General features: G+C 70.7%; 21 protein-coding genes. 16 read left to right on the top strand and 5 right to left on the bottom strand.

Annotation, left to right across the window (positions count from 1 at the left end; genetic code table 11):
- Positions 1-40: 40 nt before the first annotated feature.
- From Pmi06nite_RS24245 to Pmi06nite_RS24225, 5 genes are read left to right on the top strand one after another with little or no spacing between them, the layout of a single operon-like run.
- Entirely contained in the window at positions 41-1,192 is a 1,152-nt protein-coding gene (locus Pmi06nite_RS24245; RefSeq protein ID WP_203955402.1) for an AAA family ATPase, read from the top strand.
- Positions 1,189-1,587: a bpX5 domain-containing protein gene (locus Pmi06nite_RS24240; RefSeq protein ID WP_203955401.1), complete on the top strand. Its 399-nt coding sequence runs from the start codon at positions 1,189-1,191 to the stop codon at positions 1,585-1,587. Before Pmi06nite_RS24245 ends, Pmi06nite_RS24240 begins: the two co-directional genes overlap by 4 nt.
- On the top strand, positions 1,584-3,296 hold the full coding sequence (locus tag Pmi06nite_RS24235; RefSeq protein WP_203955400.1) for a hypothetical protein: 1,713 nt from the start codon (positions 1,584-1,586) through the stop codon (positions 3,294-3,296). Before Pmi06nite_RS24240 ends, Pmi06nite_RS24235 begins: the two co-directional genes overlap by 4 nt.
- Positions 3,293-6,004, top strand: coding sequence for a bpX6 domain-containing protein (locus Pmi06nite_RS24230; RefSeq protein ID WP_203955399.1), 2,712 nt, complete (start codon positions 3,293-3,295; stop codon positions 6,002-6,004). Before Pmi06nite_RS24235 ends, Pmi06nite_RS24230 begins: the two co-directional genes overlap by 4 nt.
- A gap of 58 nt (positions 6,005-6,062) precedes the next feature.
- Entirely contained in the window at positions 6,063-7,022 is a 960-nt protein-coding gene (locus tag Pmi06nite_RS24225) for a tyrosine-type recombinase/integrase (RefSeq protein WP_203955398.1), read from the top strand.
- A 35-nt stretch (positions 7,023-7,057) separates the two neighbouring features.
- Here the strand turns inward: Pmi06nite_RS24225 and Pmi06nite_RS24220 are convergent, their stop codons facing one another.
- Positions 7,058-7,588, bottom strand: coding sequence for a GNAT family N-acetyltransferase (locus Pmi06nite_RS24220; RefSeq protein ID WP_203955397.1), 531 nt, complete (start codon positions 7,586-7,588; stop codon positions 7,058-7,060).
- A gap of 221 nt (positions 7,589-7,809) precedes the next feature.
- Here Pmi06nite_RS24220 and Pmi06nite_RS24215 point away from each other — a divergent pair, with 221 nt between their 5' ends.
- From Pmi06nite_RS24215 to Pmi06nite_RS42670, 3 genes are all read left to right on the top strand, one after another.
- Positions 7,810-8,016, top strand: coding sequence for a hypothetical protein (locus Pmi06nite_RS24215; protein ID WP_203955396.1), 207 nt, complete (start codon positions 7,810-7,812; stop codon positions 8,014-8,016).
- A 32-nt stretch (positions 8,017-8,048) separates the two neighbouring features.
- Positions 8,049-8,699, top strand: a complete 651-nt coding sequence (locus Pmi06nite_RS24210; protein WP_373317332.1) for a lysophospholipid acyltransferase family protein — start codon at positions 8,049-8,051, stop codon at positions 8,697-8,699.
- A gap of 106 nt (positions 8,700-8,805) precedes the next feature.
- The gene (locus Pmi06nite_RS42670) at positions 8,806-10,428 is read left to right on the top strand and encodes a penicillin-binding transpeptidase domain-containing protein (RefSeq protein ID WP_203955395.1); all 1,623 of its coding nucleotides are present in this window, start codon (positions 8,806-8,808) and stop codon (positions 10,426-10,428) included.
- Positions 10,429-10,498: 70 nt separating this feature from the next.
- On the opposite strand, the gene Pmi06nite_RS24200 is transcribed toward Pmi06nite_RS42670, so the two are convergent.
- The gene (locus Pmi06nite_RS24200) at positions 10,499-11,359 is read right to left on the bottom strand and encodes a helix-turn-helix transcriptional regulator (protein WP_203955394.1); all 861 of its coding nucleotides are present in this window, start codon (positions 11,357-11,359) and stop codon (positions 10,499-10,501) included.
- Between the two features lie 106 nt (positions 11,360-11,465).
- Positions 11,466-11,732 (bottom strand): DUF3040 domain-containing protein, encoded by a 267-nt coding sequence (locus Pmi06nite_RS24195; RefSeq protein ID WP_203955393.1) that lies wholly within the window; start codon positions 11,730-11,732, stop codon positions 11,466-11,468.
- A 136-nt stretch (positions 11,733-11,868) separates the two neighbouring features.
- On the opposite strand from Pmi06nite_RS24195, the gene Pmi06nite_RS24190 reads away from it, so the two are divergent.
- From Pmi06nite_RS24190 to Pmi06nite_RS24180, 3 genes are all read left to right on the top strand, one after another.
- Complete coding sequence (locus tag Pmi06nite_RS24190) at positions 11,869-12,903, top strand: Rv2578c family radical SAM protein (RefSeq protein WP_203955392.1); 1,035 nt, start codon at positions 11,869-11,871, stop codon at positions 12,901-12,903.
- Between the two features lie 50 nt (positions 12,904-12,953).
- On the top strand, positions 12,954-13,721 hold the full coding sequence (locus tag Pmi06nite_RS24185) for a class I SAM-dependent methyltransferase (RefSeq protein ID WP_203955391.1): 768 nt from the start codon (positions 12,954-12,956) through the stop codon (positions 13,719-13,721).
- 77 nt (positions 13,722-13,798) lie between these two features.
- The gene (locus Pmi06nite_RS24180) at positions 13,799-15,088 is read left to right on the top strand and encodes a glycosyltransferase family 4 protein (protein WP_239114170.1); all 1,290 of its coding nucleotides are present in this window, start codon (positions 13,799-13,801) and stop codon (positions 15,086-15,088) included.
- Here the strand turns inward: Pmi06nite_RS24180 and Pmi06nite_RS24175 are convergent.
- On the bottom strand, positions 15,068-16,045 hold the full coding sequence (locus Pmi06nite_RS24175; RefSeq protein WP_203955390.1) for a helix-turn-helix transcriptional regulator: 978 nt from the start codon (positions 16,043-16,045) through the stop codon (positions 15,068-15,070). The genes Pmi06nite_RS24180 and Pmi06nite_RS24175 overlap by 21 nt on opposite strands.
- Positions 16,046-16,087: 42 nt before the next feature.
- On the opposite strand from Pmi06nite_RS24175, the gene Pmi06nite_RS24170 reads away from it, so the two are divergent.
- Positions 16,088-16,813: an alpha/beta fold hydrolase gene (locus Pmi06nite_RS24170; RefSeq protein ID WP_203955389.1), complete on the top strand. Its 726-nt coding sequence runs from the start codon at positions 16,088-16,090 to the stop codon at positions 16,811-16,813.
- A gap of 24 nt (positions 16,814-16,837) precedes the next feature.
- Here the strand turns inward: Pmi06nite_RS24170 and Pmi06nite_RS24165 are convergent, their stop codons facing one another.
- A complete protein-coding gene (locus Pmi06nite_RS24165) occupies positions 16,838-17,752 on the bottom strand; it encodes a S1C family serine protease (protein WP_203955388.1) in 915 nt (304 codons plus the stop codon).
- 142 nt (positions 17,753-17,894) lie between these two features.
- Here Pmi06nite_RS24165 and Pmi06nite_RS24160 point away from each other — a divergent pair, with 142 nt between their 5' ends.
- From Pmi06nite_RS24160 to Pmi06nite_RS24145, 4 genes are read left to right on the top strand one after another with little or no spacing between them, the layout of a single operon-like run.
- Positions 17,895-18,782 (top strand): ABC transporter ATP-binding protein, encoded by an 888-nt coding sequence (locus Pmi06nite_RS24160; RefSeq protein WP_203955387.1) that lies wholly within the window; start codon positions 17,895-17,897, stop codon positions 18,780-18,782.
- A complete protein-coding gene (locus tag Pmi06nite_RS24155) occupies positions 18,782-19,507 on the top strand; it encodes an ABC transporter permease (RefSeq protein WP_203955386.1) in 726 nt (241 codons plus the stop codon). The genes Pmi06nite_RS24160 and Pmi06nite_RS24155 overlap by 1 nt, the downstream gene beginning before the upstream one ends.
- Before the next feature lie 22 nt (positions 19,508-19,529).
- Entirely contained in the window at positions 19,530-20,663 is a 1,134-nt protein-coding gene (locus Pmi06nite_RS24150; RefSeq protein ID WP_203955385.1) for a sensor histidine kinase, read from the top strand.
- Positions 20,660-21,265 carry a response regulator transcription factor gene (locus Pmi06nite_RS24145; RefSeq protein ID WP_203955384.1) on the top strand — a complete coding sequence of 202 codons (606 nt, stop codon included), beginning with the start codon at positions 20,660-20,662 and terminating at the stop codon, positions 21,263-21,265. Before Pmi06nite_RS24150 ends, Pmi06nite_RS24145 begins: the two co-directional genes overlap by 4 nt.
- The last annotated feature ends 134 nt before the right edge of the window (positions 21,266-21,399 follow it).

Below are 21,399 nucleotides of genomic sequence, written 5' to 3'. Positions count from 1 at the left end.
CGGGTGATCTTTTGCCCTCGACTTCCGTACACTCCGGCGCGTGAAAACTGATTCCGAGCTGAGCATCGACCTCGCTCAGGACGCCGCCGCGGTCCGCGACGCGGTGGCCGCCGCACGCGCCGGACTGGTCCAGCGAGAGCTGATCGCCGAGTTGGTCGCGCTGTGCGCTGTGGCGGGCGAACATCTGCTCGTGATCGGCGCACCCGGCACGGCCAAGTCGGAAGCCGTCCGCCGCGTCGCCGGAAGTCTCGGCGGCAGATACTTCGAGTACCTGCTCGGGCGTTTCACCGAGCCCAACGAGGTGTTCGGACCCGTGGACCTGCGCCGCCTGCGCGACGGCGTGGTGGAAATCGAGACGGCCGGCATGTTGCCCGAGGCGGACGTCGCCTTCCTCGACGAGGTCTTCCTCGGCTCGACCGCCATCCTGAACACCTTGCTGGGCATTCTCAACGAACGGGTCTTCCGGCGCGGCCGCACCGCCCTCTCCTCACCGCTCAGAGTCTGCGTCGGCGCGGCCAACGCCCTGCCCGACGACCCCTCCCTGGCGGCGTTCGCCGACAGGTTCCTCGCCAGGCTCTTCATCGAACCGGTCCCCGACGCGCGGCTCGAGGAACTCCTGGAGGCAGGCTGGCGACTGCCCGACACGGTCGAGCACGAACCCGCCGGGCTGATGGATGCGGTGGACCGCCTGGCCACCGCCGCACGGGGATGCGAGATGTCGCCGGTCCAGCCTCTCATCGGCACCGCCGTCCGGCGGCTCCGCGCCGCGGGCATCCACATCACCGACCGGAGAGCGGTCCGCGTCCAGCGACTGGTCGCGGCGGCGGCGATCCTGGACGGGCGGTCCGCCGCCTCCGCGGCCGACCTCTGGGTGCTGCCTCTGATCGTCCCGACCGCGGACACACAGGCCGCCGCCCGGGAGACACTCGCCGACCTGATGGAGAAGTCCGACAACCACAACCTGGCCCACGCCGCCGAGGAGTTCTCCCGCGGCGCGCAGGCACGTGCCACCCGTCTCGCGGAGACCGGCCACACCTTGCTCACCGAACTGGACGCGACACGACCCGACCGTGACCAGCGTCTCCGCGTCGAGGCGACGCTTCGAGAGATCGACGCCTGGTTCGCGACCGACGACCTCGCCGAGCCGCTCAGGTCGGTCAGGGCACGACTGGTCGCCGCGGTGAGCCCGTGACCCTGCGGTTCGCCCTGGAATGGGTGCCACGCGAGCCGCCTCTGCCCGCCGTGGCGGTGGCCGGTTCCGGTCCGGTCGCGGCCGCCCTCGCGGCGTCGGCCCGTTCCCGGGTCCTCGAAGGCGCGGAGTTACGCGTCGCGGCGGCCGACGACTGGATCCTCGTCCTGGGCGACGGCGACGACCTGCCCTGGGCCGACGGCGCCCACTACCTGGGCCTCGACGCCGGACTGCTCGTGCCGACCACGCGGACGCCTGTTCCCCGGGCCGAACTGTGGCGCGACCACCTCGTGGGCGGCCGCCCGAGCGGCGGGATCGCGGCGCTCATGCCGGACCAGGCCCTGGTCACGGACATGCCGTTGCGGCCCGCCGACCCCGCCTGGCTGGAGGGGAGATGAGACTCCCCTCCGGGCTGGGCCCGTGGTCGGAATCGTTGTCCTCCCTCACCCCCGAACTCGCCCTGGCACTAGGGCCACTGGTCCGAGGCGTCGACCGGCTCGTCTCCGGCCAGAATCCGGCCCGGCCAGGACCGGGCACCCTCAACGGATTCGAAGGGGTGACCACACACGGCCACCCCGAGCTCATGCTCGTGTCCGAATGGCTTCTCGCCGACGAGGCGCCCGACGAGTTCCTCCGCCGCGCCGCCCAGCGAGAACTCCTCCACCTGGCCCCCGCCGTCCACACTCCGACGGCCAGAGGCCGCGTGGCCGTGCTCGCCGACACCGGCCCCGCCCAAGCGGGAGCCGGACGCCTGGTCCAGCTCGCCTGCATGATCGTCCTCCATCGCCGCGCCGCGACGCTGGGAACAGAGCTCGCGGTCGGAATCCTCGGTCGCACACCTGGCGACTGGCACACCGGGGACCTGCCCGAGCTGCTCAAGACCTGGCTGGACAGCCGTGGTCCGGCGGACTCCGACGCCGACGACGTCTCCGCCTGGACCCGTGACATCGCCCACGGCGACGACGTCTGGATCCTGACCGGCCCCCGCCTGTCCGCGAAACTCCATGGACGGCGCCGCGTGGTCAGCAGCCGTGAATCGGCCTGGGGAGAGCATGGGGCCACTCACGTGCGTGTCACCTGCGACGACAGCGGCGCCGAACTCGCCCTGCCACCCGGCCCGATCGCGGTGCGGGCGCTGAGAGGCCGTGAGTTCAGGCGCGAGCCTGCCCCGGGCAGGCGCGAGTCTGCCCCGGCCGGAACCCCGGAAGTCCCCGGGACGCTCCGGTTCCCCATCTTCCCGAGCTCGGCATGGCGGATCCTGGCACGCGGCGCGACCTCGGCCGAACTCGTCTCCATCCACGTGCCCCAGACCCCTGGGCGAGGCCCCGTCCGGAAACGCCTGCACCGTCTCGAAGGGCCGGTCCTGGCCGCCTCCGCCCTCGGCAAACGCATCGTCGCCGTCATCGAGAGCGACGGCCGGCTGCGCGTCCAGGTGATCGGGCACCCGCTGGGCAGGGTCGCGTCCATGTCCGTCCCCGTCGAAGCCGCCGGGCTCGACATGGACGACGTGCACCAGATCTGTGCGGAAGGACTCGTCCCCCTCTACTACCAGTCCGGGGATGTGATCTGCCCCCTCCGCGACGGCCGCTGGTGGAGACTCGCCCAGGACGGCGGAGCCGTCCGGACGGATCTTGTCACCGTCGGGCCGGCGACGAGCGAACAATTCGACCAGCCCCACCACGTCACTCACGGACCCCACGGCAAGCACGTGTCCATCCCACGGCTCTGGGCGCCGATCGAGCCCCAGGACGACACCGTCATCCTGGGCGGCGGCGGATACGCCCGATCGGCCGACGCCCGCACGTGGCATGTCGTCCACCCGAACGGCTCGCGGGCGATCATCACGATCGAACCGCGATCCCACGTCCTCGGACTCGTCTTCGACGGACGCGAACCGGTTCTGGTGACCTCAGGACCAGGCGGAGTCCTTCTGCGCCTGGTACGCCGGTCGGGCACGGTGACGCTCACCGGCTGGTCCGGGTCGCCGGCGCCGCCCGTGATCCACCCGACCCTGCCGTTGATCGCCGCACTCGACGACACCGGACGGCTCAAGGCGGGCAACCTCGTCACCGGCAAGATCCTCCTTCACACGGCGGCAGGTGCATGAACCACCAGGACGGATTCCGCGGCAGGGTCGGCGCGGCGGGCTTCATCATCGACGCCCCCGTGCTCGGCGAAGCCGAAGCACGCAGCCGCGTCATCGCCCACTGGCGCGACGGCGCGGAACTGCGCGTACTGCCTGACGGGCGCTGGTTGCTCAGACTCGCGACCCCCCTCGACGTGCGTGCGGAGACCGCGCCCGGCCTCCCGGTCCGCGCCGTCGCCGGAGGCCTCGTCACACCCGGCGCGTACGGCACCCGCCCCGGCGAGATCACCTGGCTGCACGCGGGGACGGCACGGACCGGCCACGTGGAGAGCCTGCCCGTTCTCCGCCCCGCCGAGTGGCTGGACTCGACAGGACTGACGATCACCGAGCTCGGGCCCGTCCAGGCCCCCGAGCCACCGGTGTCCCCGATCGAGCGGCTCGACGAGATCAAAGCACCGGACCTGCGCGTGGCCGCCAGGATCGGACGGCCATCCGGTCGAACCGGACGGGTGGCGGCGGAACTGCGCGAGGGTGCGCCCACGACGAGCTCACACGGGGGCCTGGCCGGCTGCCTCACCCTCCTCATCGTCCTGATCCCGGCCGTCACGGTGGTGGTGGCGACCGTGTTCCTGTTCGGAGCCTTGTTCCACGACACCGGACTGCACCTGAGTCCCATCGGCGTCGCAGCGATCGCGGTGATCCTCTACCGGCTCGGCAGACACCGCCGCCGCCCCGTGCGCGGCCGGGCAGGCTCGACCGCCGGGCGGCCGGGCGAACGGCATGACGGACCAGGCCGGCGCCGCCGGCATCTCCTCCGCCGTGCTCTGACCTGGTTGACCGTCCGAACGCCCGCCATGCCGATCGTGCGACGCCGGCACGAGCGATACCTCCATGCGCTCACGCGCGCGTTCGAGCAGAGCCGATGGGACGACGCACTGCGCGAGGCGATCGCATTGGGCGGCGCCGGCGGTCAGCAGGGCCTGCTGACCCTGCGACTTCCCCCACGCCGGAATTCGCTCCGCCCGACCCCGACCGCCGGTTCCGGATCGGCGTCTGTGCCCTACGGACCGACGGTCTACGGGCACCTTCACGATCTCTACCGATCCGCCGCGGCGAACCTGGAGAAGGAAGGCCGTATCGAGGAGGCCGCGTTCACACTCGCGGACCTTCTCGACGTACCCGGCGAAGCCGTCGAACTTCTCGAACGCCACAAGAAATGGCAGATGGCCGCCGAACTGGCCGAGGGGCGCGCGCTGTCACCGGATCTCACGGTGCGGCTGTGGTGGCGGGCCGGCGACCGGGACCGGGCCGTCGACATCGCCCGATCCCGCGGCGCGTTCGCCTCCGGGATCACCCTTCTCGCGCGTGTCGACGCCGCCGCAGCCCGGGATCTGCGCCGGGCCTGGGTTCTCGACAGGCAGGCGGCCGGAGACCACATCGGCGCCGTCGAGGCGGCCTGGCCCGAGGAGTCCCTGCGGCCGTTGGCCCTCGCAGATATCCAGGCGGGCCTCGCGCTGGGCGGCCCGGACGCAGCGCACCTGTTCGCCCACCTTGTCGCGCAATGGCCGGGCGACGCCGCACGCAGTACGGCGCAGGCGTTGCTGGACGGAGACGACGCGGACGGCATGGTGGCCAGATCGAGGTTCGGCCTGGCGTTCGCGTCCCTGCGGAGCACCGATCCGGCAGCCGACCGCCACCTGGCCACCGCCGGCCTGAGGGCACTCGTCCGGGACGAGGGCTGGTCTCTCGACGGCCGCACTCTCGACCGCGTGACACAGGCCCTGTCCGACCGGGCGGATCCCCTCGCCGCGGCGGACCTTCCCAGGCCCACGCGGCGCCGCCCGTCGCAGAGCGAACCACCGGTCGTCGCCGCGGCCTCCCCCGGTACGGTCACCGTCTTCGACGCAGCCGTCCTGGGCGGCGGCGCGGCCCTGGTCGCCTGCGGAGACGCGGGCACACTCCTGCTCACCGGGGACGGCCGGGTCCGGGCACGCTGGGACATCCCGGCACATCAACTGGTCGTCGCCGACCACGGTGGCACCGCTCTTCTCGTGACCCGCCGCGAGTCCGTCAGCGACGTGCACCGGCTCGACCTCGTCACCCGCAAGGTCCGTCACTGGGCCACTCTGCGCGTCCAACTGGTCCTGCCGTCCTATGACGGCGGGTTGCTGACGGCTGTGCAGGAGAACGGCATCGTCGTGCTCGACACCCTCTCCGACCTTCCTCGGGTGGTCTGGCGGGAGATGTGGGAGGCCGACGCGATCCTTTCCATCAGTCGCACGCCGTCGACAGTCACAGCTCTGGGTCTGATCCCCGTGACGGACCCGGGAGCCGGTCAGCTTCTGCAGGCATGGACATGGGACCTGCCCACGTGGACGCTGCGCGGCCGGCCGGTCGTGGAATCCGGCGTGGCGCCCGGAATGCGGGTGCTCGCCTCAGGCCGTGTTCTGAGCCCCGATCTCCAGGACGACCCCGTGATCTCGACGGACGGCGACCTCTACTCGACCGCCTCGGGAGGGACCGTCAGCGTGCGCGGCCCGTCGGGAGACGCGATGTTCCACGTCGACTTCCCCGACCCCGAGGGACAGGTCGTGGGGCTGCGGTCTCACGCCGGAATCGCGACGGTCTTCGACCATCGCGGCCGGGTCGTCGGCCTGGACGCCCAGGGGATCGTCCAGGCCAACCTGCGCGTCATGGTCGGTGCGGGTTTGGGGGTTTTGGTGGGTTGAGTGAAATTTCTCAGCGCCATCGCCTTTACATTGTAGATTTCTATTACGATCGGACGTGATGGACACCCCCGCCGTGCCGGATCGCAGCCCGGTTCCCCGGTCCGCGCCCGATCCCTACAACGCCTATCTCGACGCGCTCCCCAGCCCCGAGTCCAAGCGCACCATGCGCGGGTGCCTCGACCGGGTCGCCCGCCTCATCACGGGAGACCCGGACGCGACGGGGGCCGGCCAGCCGTGGGAACGGCTGCGCTACGAGCACACCGTCCGCCTCAGGACCGTGATGCGCGAGCAGGGCTGGTCCCCCTCGCACGTCAACAAGCATCTGGTGGCGCTGCGCCGCGTACTGAAGGAGGCCTGGCGGCTCGGGCTGATGACCGGTGAGGACTACCAGCGGGCCGCCGACCTGCCCGCCTTCAAGCACACCCGGCTCCCCGCGGGAAACCATGTGCCGGCCGAGGTCCTCGCGGCGTGCCTGGACGCGTGCGACGACGACCACTCCCCCGCGGGACGGCGGGACGGCGCCATGCTCGCGGTCCTGTATTCGACCGGGTGCCGCAGAGCCGAGCTCGCCGGTCTGAAACTCGGCGACTTCGACCGGCCGGCCCGATCGCTGCGTGTCCGAGGAAAGGGCGACAAGGAACGTCTCGTGTACCTGACGGCCGAGGCCGTGCAGCGCCTCGACCTGTGGCTGGCGGAACGCGGGAAACAGGCAGGGCCGCTCTTCTGCCCCATCAACAAGGCCGGACGGCTCCGCCTGTCGCACATGACCGGCCAGGCCGTCGCCGACATCGTGACGCGCCGGCTCACCTCGGCCGGGGCGTCGAAGAGGACCCCGCACGACTTCCGCCGCACGTTCATCGGCGAACTGCTCGACGCCGGCGTCGACCTCGCGACCGCCCAGGCCCTGGTCGGGCATGCCTCCCCCGCCACGACCGCGCGGTATGACCGGCGCCCGGAACGCCGGCGCAGGGAGGCCGTCGACCGTCTCCGGATCCCCGGGGCCCCGCCACCGAGCTGACATCGCGTTCGCGGACGGGGTCGCCGCATGAGCGGTTACCCGGCCGGCCGCCTGATCCGGTAGAGAACATGGCGCCGCAGGGGGCTGCCCTCGGGGAGCACCGGGTGGTCGAAGTCGCCCGCGAGATCACGCGACATGCCGATCCGGCGCATCACCGCCTGCGATCTGAGATTTTGGACGGCCGTGAAGGAGACGACCTCCTCAAGGCCCAGCCGCCCGAACGCGTCTCCCAGCGCGGCGGTCGCGGCCTCGGTGGCGTAGCCGTACCCCCAGGCGCGCCTGGCCAGCCGCCAGCCGATCTCGACGCACGGAGTGAAGCCGGCCGTGAAACGCGGAACCGTCAGGCCGGTGAAGCCGATGAAGGCCCCCTCCGCCTCGACGGCCCACAGCCCGAACCCGCGCTCCTCGAAGCCCTCCTCGATGCGCCCGACCAGCGCGTCGCTCTCGTCCCGGGAGAGGAGGGCGGGGAAATGCTCCATGACCTCGGGGTCGGCGTTCAGGGCCGCGAAGGGCTCCCGATCGCTCTCACGCCATCTCCTCAGCGACAACCGCTCGGTCTCGAGCATCTTTCTCCCACCTCACGACAGACCTGCCCGGCCGAGGGTATCGGCCCGAATGCCGGCTCAGAAAAAGATTCCCCCCAAACAGGTCTATAACGGACATTCGACCTCACCGCCGGAATAGGCACCTCGGAGAGTCCGTTAAGCTCTGTGTTGGCCGATGTGGTTTGTGTCCCCCGGGCCGCAATTACCGCCTTCACGGAATACCGTTCGGCTGGAGCCGTGTTGTGCATCTCGCCGAGGAGGCGACCGCCACATCGGCCCTCGGCATGAACGCCCCGCGAGACATCGTCTCGCGGGGCGTTCGTCTTTCCGGCGACGGTGAAGCGGCGGTTTGCTCCAACCCGGCGGGCGCCGATTTGGAGGAGCCGTACAAAATATGTGAACGGCAGTTGCCCGAGCCACACACTCCGCACGGCATCGGCCAGGCCTAGGGTTGACCGCATCGCCCGTCGGAGGAGATCCCGTGCTTTACCGCAGTGCCAAGATGGTCACCGCTCCACTGGTCCGCCTGTTGTGGTTGCCGAAGGTCGAAGGCCGGGAGCACGTTCCCGCGAACGGCCCGGCGATCCTGGCCTCCAACCATCTCTCGGTGCTGGACTCCTTCTTCCTGCCCGCCCTGCTGCGACGCCCGATGCGGTTCGTCGCCAAGAAGGAGTACTTCACCGGCAACCGCCTGACCGCCACGTGGATGGGGGCCATGGGGACGATGCCGATCGACAGGGAGAACGCGTCCGCCGCCCAGGCCATGCTCGACTCGGCGGTGGAGGTCCTCAACGCCGGTGAGATGTTCGGGATCTACCCCGAGGGCACCCGCTCCCCCGACGGCCGCCTCTACCGGGGCAAGATCGGTGTGGCGTGGCTCACTCTCACGACGGGCGCCCCCGTGATCCCCGTAGCGATGCTGGGGACCGAGAGGGTGCTGCCGCCCGGAACGTCCGTTCCGCGACTGCACCGGTTCGGCATCCGCCTGGGCGCCCCCATGACCTTCACCGGAGACGCGGCCAGCGCCCGTGACCGGCGGGACGTGACCGACGAGGTGATGACGGCCATCCAGAAGCTCTCCGGTCAGGAGTACGTCCCGCGGTACGCCGCCAGCGTGAAGAACGCCACCTGACATCGGTGTGGATAACGATTTGTCCACGCTAGGCTCTCCGTCGTCCCGCAATCTCGGCGAACCGTTCTGAGGATCGCCGTGCCGGCTCAAGGACATGGGGGTGCACATGCCGCGCGGACGGATGATCGCCATCACATCGGTCGCCGGTGTGCTCGTGGTGGCCGCGGCCGCCGGAGGCGCCTACTACGTGCTCCACACCCGCGGCACACCCCAGGAGACGGCGCAGCGCTTCACCGCGGCATGGACGAGCGGTGACCTCACGGCCATGAAGACCGATCTCGTGGCCCCCGCCCCGGGGTTCGACGCCGCCTACGCCGAGCTCACCAAGAACCTCGGCGCGACCAAGGTGGCCGTGAGCGACCTCAGCGTGGGTCAGCCGGTGAACGACCACGCCACGGCCACCTACACCGTCACCGCCACGCTCAAGAACATCGGCGACTGGTCCTACAAGGGCACGCTCGACCTCGCGGTCAAGGATCACTACTGGAAGGTGGACTGGTCGCCGAAGGCGGTCCACCCCGACCTCGACGGCTCCAGCCACCTGGCGATCAAGACGTCGTGGCCCCAGCGCGCGGTGATCATGGCCTCGAACGGCGAGCGCATCGACACCGGGGACGTCGGCGGCTCGGTCCAGCAGCTCGTGGGATATCTCGACAAGGCCACCGCCAAGGACGTCAAGAAGCTCGGCGCCGCCTATCGCGTGGGGAACGCCGTGGGCCGGGGCGGTCTCCAGGAGACCTTCCAGAAGCAGTTGGCGGGCACGCCCACCACCGAGATCCAGGTGACCGGGCCGGAGAAGAAGACCCTCCACACGATCAAGGGCAAGCCCGGCAAGGACGTCACCACGAGCATCGACCTGCGCGTGCAGACCGCCGCGGCCAATGCCGTACGTGACAACAAGAAGCCGACGTCGCTCGTCGCCATCCGCCCCTCGACCGGCGAGATCGTGGCCGTCGCGAACAGCGTGGGCGGCTTCAACAGGGCGCTGGGCGGCACCTATCCCCCGGGCTCCACGTTCAAGACGATCACCGCGGCCGGACTGCTCGCCGAAGGGCTGACGCCCTCCTCCAAGGTGACCTGCCCGGAGAAGTCGAAGATCGGCGGACTGGACATCCGCAACTCCGACCACGAGGCGTTCGGCTCGTTGTCGTTCCTCGACTCCTACGCCCACTCGTGCAACACGACCTTCGCTCCGCTGGCCGCGTCGAAGCTGGGGGCGCAGAAGCTCTACGACATGGCCACGCTCCTCGGTTTCAACCAGCCGCTCAACATCGGCGTGACGACGACGAAGGCCAGCATGCCCAAGGCCACCAGTGACGCCGAACTGGCCGCGGAGGCCTTCGGGCAGGCCAGGATCACCTCGAGCCCGCTCGTGATGGCCACCGTCGCGGCGGCCGTGGCGGACGGCAACTGGCGGCCGCCCACGCTGGTCCCCACGCTCAAGCAGAAGCTGAAGGTCAAGCCGCTGCCCGGCGGGGTGAAGGCCCCGCTCCAGCAGATGATGCGGGCCGTCGTCACCAAGGGCACCGCGCACGCGGCAGGACTGCCCTCCGGCACCGGGGGCAAGACCGGGACGGCCGAGTTCGGTCCCGCGGGCAAGATCCAGACCCACGCCTGGTTCATCGGCTTCCGGGGGGACATCGCGTTCGCCGTGGTCGTCGAGGCCGGCGGCATGGGCGGGGACGTGGCGGCTCCGATCGCCGCCGACTTCCTCAAGTCCCTCGGGTGATCGCGGCCCCCGAGCACCGGGCGCAGGGGCTCATCGGGACCCTCTCACGAGGCCTGCGCCGCCCCGGCCGCTAGTTGTCCGATTTCGTCCGTCCGGACCACTCGACCTGCCGGGAACCCCCGGCGAGTCCGGACAGCAGGGCCAGCCCCTGCTCGGAGGCGCTTCCCGGCTCGGCATGGTAGACGACCAGGACCTGGCCCTCCGTGCCGACGACGGCCAGTTTCTCGTAGCGCAGTTCCAACGGTCCGACCTGGGGATGGTCCAGGTGCGAGATCCCGCTGCTTGTCGGCTTGACGTCCTGACGGGCCCACAGGCGCCGGAACCGCTCGCTGGACACCGACAGCTCTCCCACCAGCTCGGCGACGCGCGCGTCGCGCGTCTCATCGCCGACGAGCGCGCGCAGCCCCGCCACGGTGCTCGCGGTGATCTTCTCCCAGTCGCGGTAGAGGGCCCGCACGGCGGGGTCGAGGAACGCGGCCCGCACCTGGTTCACTCCCCGGGCGTAGATGGGCGACAACGCCGTCGCCAGGGGGTTGGCGAGCAGGACGTCCAGGTGGCGGCTCTGGACGTAGGCGGGGGTGTCCGACCACGACATGACGAGTTGCTGGATGCCCGACGGCACCCGCTCGGGCTTGCGCGGCGTGCGCCGGCGCGGCGTGGGACGGGCGAGCCGATACAGGTGGGCCGTGCCGTCGGCGTCGAGTCGAAGCGCCTGGGCCAGCGCGTCGAGCACCTGCTCGGACGGGTGCTGGTCGCGGCCCTGCTCCAACCGCACGCAGTAGTCGATGCTGATGCCCGCCAGCATGGCGAGCTCCTCACGGCGTAGGCCGGGCACCCGGCGGCGCCCCATGGCAGGCAGCCCGACGTCCTCCGGGCGCACCAGCTCTCGCCGCGCCCGCAGGAATTCCCCCAGCGAGTTGCCTTCGTCCATGCCTTCCACGTTATGTGCGTGGCGGCGAAAGATCCTGTCCCTGCTACTCCCAGGAACACCGGATCCCGGCCCCTGAGGGCGAGGTTGCCCGGAACCGCGGTCTGGCTCACATGGGGAACGCGGCGGCGTCGTTCCGGATGGCCATGACCAGTAACGTGGCGATCAGCGTCGCGATCAGGAGCCAGCTCACGATGATGATCACCGTGGAGCGCTGGGGCCGCCTCGCCCGGGCCGGCCTCTCGCGCCGTCCCTGCGAGCGCCGCTCCACGCGCTCGTTGAACGACTCGAGCCGGGCCGCGAGGCGGGGATCCTCATCGGTGAGATGCCGCTCGATCATCGCCAGCATCCGCGCTTCGTCCTGCGACCAGGCCATGGCGCACCTCCCCGGAACGCAAGGTGTGTGCGGACGTTCTGCCCAACGATGAAGATCGTTAGCCGCTTTCGAGGGCCCGTATTTACCCGCGCGTTGTGAGTTGCGATCTTCATCGAACTTTTGTTCCAATCAAGGAATGCGCTGGGACAATCTGCGTCTGACCGATCACGATGCGGACACGGCGGCCACTCCGCTGTTCGCGCGGAACGCGGTCGCGAGGACATTCGACACGCCCGATTTCCGCGGGATCACGTTCTACGAGGTCCGTGCCCGGTCGATCATCAATCGCGTCCCGGGAGCGAGCCAGGTGCCCTTCGAATGGACGATCAACCCCTACCGGGGCTGCAGTCACGCGTGCACCTACTGCTTCGCCAGGAAGACCCACGAATACCTGGATCTGGGATCGGGCGAGGACTTCGACTCGAAGATCATCGTCAAGGTCAACGCCCCCGATCTGGTCCGCAGGGAACTCGCCGCCCCGAAGTGGGCGGGCCACCACATAGCGATGGGCACCAACGTCGACTGCTACCAGCGGGCCGAGGGCCGCTACCGGCTGATGCCCGGCATCCTGGCGGCCCTCAGGGACGCCGCCAACCCGTTCTCCATCCTCACCAAGGGGTCCCTCATCCTCCGCGACCTCGACCTGCTCGTCGAGGCCGCCGAGGTGACCGACGTCAGCACGGCCGTGTCCGTCGGCTTCGTGGACGACGCCCTGTGGCGCGCGGTCGAGCCCGGCACGCCCCATCCGCGCAAGCGACTGGAGATCTGCGCCACCCTCAACGACCACGGAATCCGCTGCGGCGTCCTGATGGCCCCGATCCTCCCTTACCTCACCGACTCGCCCGCGATGCTCTCCGAGACCGTCGAACGCATCGCGGACAGCGGCGCGACGCACGTCGCCCCCATCACGCTCCATCTGCGCCCCGGCGCGCGGGAGTGGTTCATGGCCTGGCTGTCCCGCGAACACCCGCGCCTCGTGCCCCGCTACCTGGAGTTGTACGGCAGAGGCGCGTACGCCCCCAAGGCCTACCAGGAGCGCGTCCGCCGGGAGGTCGAGGCACTCGCCCGGCGATACGGCATCGGCAGGACGAACGCCCGTGAAGCCCGGCGGATCACCCCGCGGCCGCGGCCCGCCGCGCCTCCGGCGCCGGAGCAACTCACGCTCATCTGAGACCGCCGCGAGCCACGACCATGGGATCCGGCCCGATACGATCGCCGGCCGTGGAGGAGTTCACCGAGTTCGACGATCCGGGCGGGTTCGATCGTTTCGTCCGTGCCCATACGGCGCTCGGGGCCGTGCCGTACGTGCCGGAGATCCGGCTGTACCTGGCCCGCCCGGGCACCGCACCGCCGGATGACCCTCCGGCCGGCGCCCGCTCGACGCCCGCGGGCGCACCGGGCCCCCAGGCCGCCGATCCCCCTGCCGGCGTGGACCCCGCGACGGCGACCGGCGAGGAGACGGACGACCGGCTCTATGAGATGTGGGAGCGGCTCGGGCGGCTGCCGTTCTGGGCCTACGCCTGGGCGGGCGGCCAGGCACTCGCCCGCCACGTCCTCGACAACCCGGAACTCGTGCGCGGCCGCACGGTGCTCGATCTGGCCACCGGCTCAGGCCTGGTCGCCGTCGCCGCCGCCATGGCGGGCGCGGCCCGGGTGATCGCCAACGACGTCGACCCGCACGCCCTCGCCGCGGCGGTCCTGAACGCACGCGCCAACGGAGTGGCGGTGACGGTCCGGGGAGGCGATCTCCTCGATTCGACGCCCGCGGAGGACGTGATCCTCGCGGGGGACGTCTTCTACGAGCGTCCTCTCGCCCGCCGGGTCATGCCCTTCCTGGAGCGGGCGGGCGGCGTGGTGCTGGTCGGCGTCCCCGAGCGCGCATGCTCCTACCTGCCCCGAGATCGCTTCCAGCCGGCCGGGCGGCACATGGTGCCTGCGCCGCTGGAGAACGCGCCGATCACGACCACCACGGTCTGGCATCGAGTGTGACGTAGATCACACCAACGCAAGTCGCCTTGATCGCGTCTCAGAAAGGGGAATTGAACACGAGATAAACGGGGCATGACTTGTCATATACCTTCCGCGCCCATCCAGCCCGCATCGCGAAGAAAACAGGCCGGGCGGTGCTCAGGTCGTTGCTCAACGCGGTCCGGCGGACACTCCTCGCGGGCATGAGTGCCCGCGACTGGCAGCGCGCCCGTTCGGCGCCGCCACCGAGCGACCGGCAGATCCGGATCCTGCTCCTGCACGCCAACGGCATGGGCGGCACCATCCGCACGGTCTACAACCTGGCCGGCCACCTCGCGCGGACCCACGACGTCGAGGTCGTCAGCGTGGTCAGGGCTCGCGAGAAACCCTTCTTCCCCATCCCGCCAGGTGTCCGCGTGCGCTACCTCGACGACCGGGTGTCCGGGCGCAAGGGTTTCCTGTCGCGGATCCCCGGCGTCCTCGTCCCGAGGGAGGAGGCGGCCTCCGACTCGTTCACGCTCGCAGCCGAGATCAAACTGATCCGGTACATCCGTTCACGCCGCGAGGGCATCCTCATCAGCACCCGGCCCGCCCTGAACCTCCTCACCGCACTCTTCGCGCCGCCCGAGGTCGTCACCGTGGGGCAGGAGCACCTCAACCTCGCGTCCCACAAGAAGCCGATTCGCCGGCAGATCGTCCGCCGGTACGGCAAGCTCGACGCCCTCGTCACCCTGACGGAGACCGACCTCGTGGCCTACGACGCCGCGCTGCTCAGCAAGCCGAAGGTCCTCACCCAGATGCCGAACGCGGTGACGGCTCTCAACGGCGGCATCTCCCCGCTCACAGGCAAGACGGCCATCACCGTGGGCCGTCTCACCCACGCCAAGGGCCATGACCTGCTGATCCGGACCTGGGTGCACGTCGCGGCACGCCACCCCGACTGGACCATGCGCATCTTCGGCAGCGGGCGCAAGCGCGACAAGTTGCTGACGTCCATCGAGGAACACGGGCTCATCGGCAAGGTCGTCCTGGAGGGCGCGGCCACGGATGTCGGCTCGGAGATGGCCAAGGCGTCGATGTTCGTGCTGAGCTCTCGCCTCGAAGGCATGCCGATGGTCCTCCTCGAGGCCATGAGCAAGGGCCTGCCGGTGGTGAGCTTCAACTGCCCCACCGGGCCCGCCGAGCTGATCACGAGCGGCCACGACGGGCTTGTGGTCGACATGGGCGACGTCGAAGCCCTCGCCGACGCCATCTGCGCGGTCATCGAAGACCAGAGCCTGCGCGACACGCTCGGCGCCCATGCCGTGAAGACCGCGGCGGGCTACGACATGGAGATCATCGGCAAGAGGTGGGAGGACCTCCTCGCGTCACTCGTCCAGCCGAGGTGAGCCCGGCTCCGGCGTCTCCGTGAACATCAGGAGGCGCCGGGCCAGCGCCCTGACCTCGTCCCTGAGCCCGTCCGGCCTGATCACGGTGAACGGCCAGCCGAGCCCGGCCAGCAACTGCGCCATGCCGTCCAGCCGCTCCGCCCGGCCGGTCATCCGCGTGCCGCCTTCGTCCGGGACGAGTGGGGCCACGGAGGCGGGGATCCGCCGCCGGGCCTCCTCGAGCGTCGTGGCCAGCACGACCTCGACCTCGTGCCGGTACGGCACGGCGGCCAGAGACTCCATGACATGCCCCACGGGATCGAACCGTCCCGGCGGCGAGAACGTCACCTCGGTGACATGCGCGCCGGCGACCCGGTCGACGCGGAAGGTCCGCACCTGTCCGCTGCGGTGGTCGAGGCCGGTCGTGTACCACCGGCCGGAGTGGAAGACCAGGCCGTAGGGGTCGAGTTCCCGCTCGCTGTCCTCCCCCTTGAAGGAGCGGTAGGCCAGCCGTACCCGCCGGCGGCGCCGGACCGCCTCCGCGAGCGTGAGCAGGGCTGCGGCGCTCGGCCGGTGGTTCCCGGCGGCCCGCGTCGTGAGCGCGACGATCTCCTCCACCGCGCCCACCCGCTCACGCAGGTCCTTCGGCAGAACCCGCTGGATCTTGGCGAGCGCGCTCTCGGTCGCCGTCTCCCCCACCGACAGTCCCGTGCGCCGCCCGGACAGCAGGCCCAGCACCACAGCGGTCGCCTCGTCGTCGGTCAGCATCAGCGGCGGCAGTTTGTATCCCGGCGTCAGGCGGTAACCGCCGTAGCGGCCGCGCTCGGCCTCGACGGGCACGCCCAGGTCGCACAGCCGTACGGCGTAGCGCCTGACGGTGCGCTCGCCCACCTCGAGGCGCGCGGCGATCTCCGGGCCGGTGAGGCCGGGGCGGGCCTGGAGGAGTTCCAGAAAGGCGAGCACACGATTCGTCGACATATCAGGACCGATTCTGACCGGATTCGGTCCTACCGTCGACTCATGACGACATACGTACTCGTTCCTGGTTTCTGGCTTGGCGCCTGGGCGTGGCAGGAAGTGGCGGCTCCGCTGCGCGCCGCCGGGCACACCGTCTTCCCGCTCTCACTCACCGGTCTCGCCGAGCGCTCACACCTCGCGTCGCCGGATCTGGACCTCGACACCCACATCTCCGACATCACGAACCTGCTCGCCTTTGAGGACCTGCACGACGTCGTCCTGGTCGGGCACAGCGGCAGCGGCGCCGCGGTCACCGGAGCGGCCGACAGGGCGGCGGACCGGATCGGCCACGTCGTCTATGTCGACAGCGGGCCCGTGCCGTCCGGGGTCGCGCCGATCGACCTCACCGGCCGCGAGGCCGTAGAGGCGAACGCGGTCGACGGGTGGCGGTACCCGTTCCCCGCGTGGGAGGCGTTGGCGGAGTCGGGGGCGAGCCCCGAAGGGTTAGGACCCCGCGAGCGGGAGCTCATGTCCGCACGGGCCACCGATCAGCCCATCGGCACGATCACGCAACCGCTGATCCTCACCGGCGCCTTCGACAAATCGCCCAAGACGCTGATCAGCTGCTCCTTCCCTCTCGACGAGGTCAACGCGATGATCGCCGCAGGACACCCGTTCTTCGCGGCATTGTCGGGCCCGGAGTGGGAGCTGCTCTCCCTGCCGACGGGGCACTGGCCGATGCTCTCCCGGCCCGCCGACCTCGCGACGCTCCTCGCGAGCATCGGCTGATCCTCCGCCGCATGCGGCCGGGGATCAGATCGTGGACAGGCCGAGCTCGACCGGCTCGGCGATGACGTCCACGAGGGCGTCGTTGCGCAGGACCGTGATCGGCAGCGGTCTCCCGATCGCGTCGGCGAACATCAGCCGCTGCAGGCCCTGGGCGTCCTCCACCGGCTTCCTGCCCGCGGTCAGCATCAGGTCGCCCGCGCGCAGGCCCGCCTTGGCGGCGGGAGATCCGGGCACCACCTCCATCACCCGCAGCGCACTGCGCCGCCCGACGCGTTCGCGGATGTCGGGCGGGAGCGGCGCCGGCGTCGTCACCAGGCCCAGGTAGGCGCGCCGGACCCGGCCGTCGCTCATCAGCGCGGCGATGATCGAGCGGGTGGTGGAGTTGATCGGCACCGCGAGCCCGAGGCCCGCGCCCGCCACGGCCGTGTTGATCCCGACGACGTGGCCCTCGGCGTCGGCCAGGGCTCCTCCGGAGTTGCCCGGGTTGAGCGCGGCGTCCGTCTGGATGACGTCCTCGATCAGCCGGACGGCGGAGCCGCTCCTGGCCGGCAGCGACCGCCCGAGCGCGGACACGACGCCCGCGGTCACCGACCCGGCCAGACCGAGGGGATTGCCGACGGCGACGACCAACTGCCCGACGACCAGGGCGTCGCTGTCGCCAAGCACGGCGGGCCGCGGTGTAGTGCCGAGCGCGCGGATCACGGCCAGGTCCGACAGCGGGTCGGCGCCCACGACGGTGAAGTCGCCCGAGACGCCGTCGGAGAACGCGACCGTGCCGGTCTTCGCGCGGCCGACCACGTGGGCGTTGGTGAGCAGGAAGCCGTCCGAGGTGAAGACGACCGCCGACCCGCTCCCCCGCCCGGCCGTGACGGCCGCGACCTTCGGGGTGAGCTCGGCGGCGACCGAGGAGACGATCTGGGAGTACGCGTCGAGCGCCACAGGACCTCCCGCCATTTCTGCTTACTTGATTACACGATAAGCGCACGGCGGATCCGCCGGTATTCCCTGAGGACTTTTGTCCCATCGAACCCCGGATCGATGGATCTACTGGCGAAGATCACGCCTTTCTAGCGTTGTCCTCATGGAAATCGACGCTGTGTCACTGACCGCGGTGACCAAGAGCTTCGGAGCCGTCCGCGCCGTCGACGGCCTCACGCTCGCCATCCCCCGGGGCCAGACCGTGGCCCTGCTCGGCCCCAACGGCGCCGGCAAGTCGACCACGATCGGCATGCTCCTCGGCCTGATCCCCCCGGACTCCGGGAAGACCGCCATCTTCGGCATCGACCCCGGCCAGGCCGTACGGCAGGGCCTCGCGGGCGCGATGCCCCAGGAGGGCGGGCTCATCCCCCGCGTCACGATCCGCGAGTTGCTCACCTTCATCGCGGGCACCTATCGCGCGCCGCTGCCCCTGGAGCAGGTGCTCGCACTGGCGCTGATGACCGGCCTGGAGGACCGGCGGGTGGACAAGCTTTCCGGCGGCCAGGCCCAGCGGGTGCGCTTCGCCATGGCACTGGTCGGCGACCCCGACCTGATCGTGCTCGACGAGCCGACCGCAGCTCTCGACGTGGAGGCGCGGCGCGAGTTCTGGAACGGCATGCGGACGCTGACCGGCCGGGGCAAGACCGTCCTGTTCTCCACCCACTACCTCGACGAGGCCGACGAGCAGGCCGATCGCGTCGTGGTCATCGACCGGGGCCACGTGGTCGCGGACGGCACCAGCGCGGAGATCAAGAAGATCGTCGCCCTCACCACGGTGAGCGTGACGGCCGTCGGCGAGGTCGCCTGGCTCGGCGACCTTCCCGGCGTGAGCCGCCTGGAGGTCAGGGGTGACCGGGTGCACCTGCGCAGCGCCGATCCCGACGCCACCGTGATGGCCCTCGCCCAGGCGGGAGCCGTACGGAATCTCGAAGTGACCCCCGCCGACCTCGAGGACGCCTTCGTCGCCCTCACCGCCAAGGAGACCGTGTGATGTTCGGCTACATCAGGCTCGAGTTGCTCAGGACCATCAGGGACGGCGGTTTCATCATCTTCGGGATCGCCTCCCCCGTCGTCATGTACCTCGTGCTCTCCAACCTCGCCCTCGCCCCCGGCGACAGGCACACCGGCGCGATCGTCACGATGGTCAGCATGGCCGCGTACGGGGCGCTCGGCGGCGCGTTCAACAACGGCAGCGGCATCGCCGAGGACCGGGCCGCCGGGTGGCTGCGGCAGTTGCGCCTCACCCCGCTGGCGCCCGCCCAGGTGGTGACCGGCAAGGTCATCACCGGCGTGCTCGGAGTCGTGCCCAGCATCGCTGCCGTCCTGCTCACCGGTGTGCTCGTCAACCACGTCACGCTGAGCCCATGGCAGTGGCTGTCCATCGTGGGGCTCCTGTGGGCGGGGACGATCCCCTTCTCGCTGCTCGGGCTGGGCAACGGTTACGCCCTCACCGGGCAGACCGCCGGGATGGCCAACATCGCGGCCTTCCTCGGCCTGTCCATCGTCGGGGGCCTGTGGGTGCCCACGGCGGGGTTCCCCGGCTGGCTGCGCGCGATCGCGGAATGGACGCCGTCGAACAGCTACGCCGCACTCTCCTGGGACGTCGCCTCCGGCACGGCCCCTGGGGCCCGTGCCGTGGTGATCCTGTGCGGATGGCTGGTCGTGTTCGGGCTCTGGGCCCTGTACGCCTACCGCCGCGCGGGCCGGACCGCGTGACCCTGTGGGACGATCGCTGCCGATGAAGCAGAACGAACCGGCCGAAGTGAGCTGGATGAACCCGCTCGGCGAAGACGAGCAGGGGCCGGACGCCAAGGGCATGTACATCTGGGCCGTCCTCTGCGGGGGCCCCATATGGGACATCGCGCACGGCCGGCCCCATTCGCTCTGGGCCGCCTGGGCGGTGACGGCGGTCGGCGCCGCGCTCTACATCGTCACCGTCCGCCTGTCCTTCGCGGGCTCACGACTGGCGGAGCGGCTCTTCCTGCCGCTCCTCGCCGCGGTGGCACTCGCCGCCACCGCGGTCTTCCATGGGAACTTCAGCCTCCTGCTCGTCATGACCGCGATCGCCTTGGGGGTGACCGTCAGGGGGCGCAGGCCCCCCTTCCTGCTGTCCGCCCTCGCCCTGGCCTCGCTCGGCGTGCAGATCGCGATCGGCTCCGGCGTCCGCGACACCGTGTTCCTGATGTGGGGGATCTTCACCGCCGGGCTCATCCCGGCGATCATGATCCGGTTGTGGGACGCCATCACGGAGCTCAAGCAGACCCGGGAGGAACTCGCCCAGGCCGCCGTGTCCGAAGAGCGGCTGCGCTTCTCCCGGGATCTGCACGACCTCCTCGGGCACACGTTGTCGGTCATGGTCGTGAAGGCGGAGGCCGTACGACGCCTGGCGCACAAGGACGCCGACGGCGCCGCCGGGCAGGCCGCGGACATCGAGCAGATCGGGCGGGAAGCGCTCACCGAGGTCCGCGCGGCCGTCACCGGCTATCGCGGGCGCGGGCTGACCGCCGAACTGGAGTCGGCCCGCACGGTGCTCGCCGACGCGGACATCGACGTCACGATCCGCACCCCCGTCGTACGGCTCCCGCCGGAGACCGACGCCCTGCTCGGCTGGGCCGTACGCGAGGGTGTGACCAACGTCATCCGCCACAGCGGCGCGCGCACGTGCGAGATCGACCTGGGCGTACCGGGCGACCTCGTGCTCGAGGTCCGCGACGACGGCGCGTCCTCGGCCGGCCCGGTCCGCCGCGGCAACGGACTCGTCGGGCTCGGCGAGCGGGTGGCCGCGGCGGACGGGACACTGGACGCCGGGCCGCGGCCCGGCGGCGGCTTCCTGCTCCGCGTGACGCTGCCCGAGCAGGGAGAGAACGCGTGATCAAGGTTCTGCTGGCGGAGGACCAGGGCATGATGCGCGGCGCCCTGGCCCTGCTCCTCGGCCTGGAGGACGACATCGAGGTCGTCGCCCAGGTGGCGTCAGGTGACGACGTCGTGACGGCCGCCCTGGAGGCGCGGCCCGACGTGGCCCTGCTGGACATCGAGATGCCCGGCCGCACCGGGCTCGACGCGGCGGCCGACCTGCGCGACCGCCTGCCGGCCTGCCGGGTCGTGATCCTCACCACGTTCGGCAGGCCCGGATACCTGCGGCGGGCGATGGAGGCGGGCGCCTACGGCTTCCTCGTCAAGGACGGCCCCGTCGAGGAACTGGCCACCGCGATCCGCCGGGTGCTCCAGGGCGAGCGGGTCATCGACCCGGCGCTGGCCGCGGCCGCGCTCAGCGCCGGGTCGAGCCCGCTGACCGACCGGGAGCGGGACGTGCTCGCCGCGGCGGCCGACGGCTCGACCATCGCCGACATCGCCCTGCGCCTCCACCTGTCGGAGAGCACGGTCCGCAACTATCTGTCCTCGTCGATCGGCAAGACCGGGACCCGCAACCGGATCGAGGCGGCCAGGACCGCGCGCCACAACGGCTGGCTCTGACCCCGACGTTCACTGGGGGGCCGCCGGGGAGAAATGCAGCTCCTACGGTCGGTCGCAATGACGACATTGGACATCTCCGATAAGTGAAGATCACAAAGTTCTGTCGTTAACTGGACGCCCGTCCAGTATAACGA

Origin of the sequence: Planotetraspora mira, assembly GCF_016863275.1 — a bacterium.
GTDB lineage: Bacteria > Actinomycetota > Actinomycetes > Streptosporangiales > Streptosporangiaceae > Planotetraspora > Planotetraspora mira.
The sequence above is the reverse complement of the archived record's forward strand: the minus strand, read 5'-3'. Positions and strand labels throughout refer to the sequence as shown.